The organism is Falsiroseomonas oryziterrae (genome assembly GCF_021864505.1).
Taxonomy (GTDB): domain Bacteria; phylum Pseudomonadota; class Alphaproteobacteria; order Acetobacterales; family Acetobacteraceae; genus Falsiroseomonas; species Falsiroseomonas oryziterrae.
Map to the genome: position 1 here is coordinate 1 of NZ_JAKJIB010000403.1, position 3,269 is coordinate 3,269.

Genomic DNA, 3,269 nt, shown 5'->3' on the forward strand with positions numbered 1-3,269 from the left:
CCCGCGGAAGCCGAGCCAGCCGAGGCCGGCGGCCACCACGCCGGCGCAGCGCGCCGGCCAGGGCACGGTGGCCAGCGCGCCGGTCGGCGCGACGACGGCGAGCAGCACGAAGGCGGAGAGAGTCGCGACAGAGACCGCGCCAGCCCAGGCGATGACGGGATGATCCGGCCGCAGCGCGCCGCCGAGTGCGAGCCCCGCCCCGCGCAGCGCGACGCCCGCGAGGATGGTCAGCAGCAGCGCGAGATCGGGCGTCGTCATCGTGTCTTGCCGGCCTTCGCCGGACGCGACCACAGGAAGGCCGCCGTCCCGCCGGCCAGCCCGGCCGCGAGAAGGCCCCAGGCCGGGCCGAGCCAGAGCACGATCGGCGCCGCCGCCGCGCCGCCGAGGATCGCCGGCCGCATGCCGGGCCGACCGAGATCCTCGGCCAGCAGCAGCGCGAAGTAGAGCGGGTTGGCGAAGAGCAGCGCGGCGCGCAGCGCCGGCGGCAGGTGCGGCGCCAGCACATGCCCGGCCGCCGTCGTGGCCATCGCGATGCTCCAGGACGCGATGGCGAAGCCCAGGAACCAGGGCAGTCGCGCCGGCGCGGGCAGGGCGGGCAGGCGGCGCATGCCGGCGGCCCAGGGCGTGATCGCGACGAAGGGCAGCGCGAGAAGCCGTCCGCGCCCCAGCAGCGGGGCGATGGCGACCGACATCGGCAGGAAGCGCGCATTGGCCGCGGTGGCGGCGACGGCCGCCGGGATCGCGCCGCCGCCCGGCGTGGTGGCGACGCCGAGCAGCACGAGTTGCCCGGCCATGCCGTAGACCGCGCCGGAGCAGAGCAGCGCCCAGGCCAGCGGCAGCCCGGCCTCGGCGACCGCGGCGCCAAAGGCCAGGAAGGTGGCGCCCATCGCCAGCGCCGGCGCGCCGAGGGCCTCGGTCAGGCCGGCGCGGAAGGGAGAACTCGCCACCCCTCGATGCTGCCCGCAGGGGTCGTGGACGTCAGCCCCGCCGGAAGCCCCCGGTCGCCTTTTCGCGGGTTTCCCGCGAAAGGATGCGCCGTCACGCCAGGATCAGCGCAAATCCGGGGCCCCCGCGGCGGTGCTGCGCAAAGCGCCGCGGGCGCGACGCGCAGCAACGTCGTGGGGAGTTCAGGTCTCTTCCTCGCGGTCGCCGCCGACCTCGATGTCCTCGCCGAGCGTCTCGTCGGCGTCCTCGAGCTCCTCCGCGTCCTCGATCGCCTCGTCCGCCTCGTCGCCCTCGACCTCCACGATGTCGTCGCCATCGGCCTCCGCCGGGACGGGGCGCTTCTTCAGGCGGTCGTCCACCGGGGCCGGGGCGCGCTTCAGCTTCGGCTGCTCCGCCGGCTGCTCGGTGCCGCATTTCGGGCACACCGCCGGGGCGCGCGCCATGTCGTAGAACTTCGTCCCGCAGGAGACGCAGACGCGCTTCAGTCCGAGTTCAGGCTTGGCCATTCCGGGTCTCTCGATCATCCGCGCGGCGCGGAGGGTTGGTGTGGCGGCTCCGCGGCGTGCGGCACAGGGCGTTGCGGCACCGCACCGCGCGGCAACGAGTGATTCGGCTACGCGTCGTGCGGCAAAAAAGGCACGCGCGATTGCCACTTCGCGCCCCCCATGTCAAACGCCCGGCCCATGCACGGTTCCGCGCCTCGTCCCCTGATCGCCCGCGCCCCGGCGCGGCCCCTGACGGGGGAGGCACGGGTGCCCGGCGACAAGTCCATCAGCCATCGCGCGCTGATGTTCGGCGCCCTCGCGGTCGGCACCACCGACATCACCGGCCTGCTGGAAGGCGAGGACGTGCTCCGCACCGCCGCCGCGATGCGGCTGCTCGGCGCCGAGGTGGCCGATCTGGGCGGCGGGCACTGGCGCGTCGCCGGCCGCGGCATCGGCGGGCTGGTGGAGCCCGAGGACGTGCTCGACATGGGCAATTCCGGCACCGCGGCGCGGCTGCTCTGCGGGCTGCTGGCGGGCCATCCGATCTTCGCCGTGATGACCGGCGACGCGTCCCTCCGGAAGCGTCCGATGAAGCGCGTGACGGAGCCGCTGAGCGCCACCGGCGCGCGCTTCGCGACGCGGGCCGGCGGGCGGCTGCCGCTGGCGGTGGAGGGGGCGGCGGATCCGCTGCCGCTCGACTACGTCGTGCCGGTGCCCTCGGCGCAGGTGAAGTCGGCCTGTCTGCTGGCGGGTCTCTGCGCGCGGGGGATCACACGGGTGGTGGAGCGCGAGGCGACGCGCGACCACACCGAGAACATGCTGCGCCATTTCGGCGCGACGGTGCAGGTGGCCGCCGAGGGCCATGCCCGGATCATCGAGCTGACCGGGCAGCCGGAGCTGGTGGCCGCACCCGTCGTGGTGCCGGCCGATCCCTCCTCCGCTGCCTTCCCGGCCGTGGCCGCGCTGCTGGTGCCGGGGTCGGAGGTCGTGCTGTGCGGCGTCGGCATGAACCCGCTGCGCGCCGGGCTCTTCGCCACGCTGATGGAGATGGGCGCCGACATCGTTCGGCTGGAGGAGCGGGTGGAGGGCGGCGAGCCGGTCGCCGACCTGCGCATCCGCGCCTCGTCGCTGCGCGGCGTGGACGTGCCGGCGGAGCGTGCGCCGTCGATGATCGACGAGTATCCGATCCTCGCCGTCGCGGCGGCCGCGGCGTCGGGCACCACCCGGATGCGCGGGCTGCAGGAGCTGCGGGTGAAGGAGAGCGACCGCCTGGCCGCGACCGCCGCGGCGCTGGAGGCGAACGGCGTGCGCGTCGCGATCGAAGGCGACGATCTGGTGGTTGAAGGCGCGGGTGGCCCGCCGAAAGGCGGCGGCTCGGTCGTGACCCACATGGACCACCGCATCGCGATGAGCGCGCTGGTGATGGGGATGGCCGCGCGGGCGTCGGTCGCGGTGGACGACGCCGCCTTCATCGAGACGTCTTTCCCGGGCTTTTCCGAGCTGATGAACCGGCTGGCCGGCGGAGAGGCGCTGGCCGCGCTATGAGCATGTGCGTTTTCGTTGGCACGAAAACGCCCTCAGGCGCCGGCGCCTCGCCTCCGCGAGGCTTGGCTGCGCGGCACGTGCCGCGGCGGCCGTTCGGCCGCTCGTCCGGCGGGAAGACCGCCGGCCGCCATCGGAACACCGGGCCGGGCCCGACGGCATGACCGCGCCCCGCGTGGTGGCCGTGGACGGCCCGGCGGCGGCCGGCAAGGGCAGGCTCGCACGTCGCCTCGCCGCCACGCTCGGCCTGCCCTATCTCCACACCGGCCTGCTCTACCGTGCGGTTGAGCTGGCCCA

The 3,269-nt window shown here is 75.0% G+C and carries 5 protein-coding genes; 2 read left to right on the forward strand and 3 right to left on the reverse strand.

Going from position 1 to position 3,269, the window contains the following annotated elements; genetic code table 11:
* From L2I40_RS20950 to L2I40_RS20960, 3 genes are all read right to left on the reverse strand, one after another.
* Positions 1 to 258, reverse strand: a 258-nt coding sequence (locus L2I40_RS20950) for a hypothetical protein (protein ID WP_237217109.1), incomplete at its 3' end; no start/stop codon positions are given.
* Positions 255 to 947: an AzlC family ABC transporter permease gene (locus L2I40_RS20955; protein ID WP_237217110.1), complete on the reverse strand. Its 693-nt coding sequence runs from the start codon at positions 945 to 947 to the stop codon at positions 255 to 257. The genes L2I40_RS20950 and L2I40_RS20955, both read right to left, overlap by 4 nt.
* Before the next feature lie 180 nt (positions 948 to 1,127).
* A complete protein-coding gene (locus L2I40_RS20960; RefSeq protein ID WP_237217111.1) occupies positions 1,128 to 1,451 on the reverse strand; it encodes a TIGR02300 family protein in 324 nt (107 codons plus the stop codon).
* A gap of 177 nt (positions 1,452 to 1,628) precedes the next feature.
* On the opposite strand from L2I40_RS20960, the gene aroA reads away from it, so the two are divergent.
* Positions 1,629 to 2,975, forward strand: a complete 1,347-nt coding sequence (aroA, locus tag L2I40_RS20965; RefSeq protein WP_237217112.1) for a 3-phosphoshikimate 1-carboxyvinyltransferase — start codon at positions 1,629 to 1,631, stop codon at positions 2,973 to 2,975.
* A gap of 157 nt (positions 2,976 to 3,132) precedes the next feature.
* Positions 3,133 to 3,269: (d)CMP kinase (locus tag L2I40_RS20970; protein WP_237217113.1), on the forward strand; the 137-nt coding region annotated here is incomplete at its 3' end.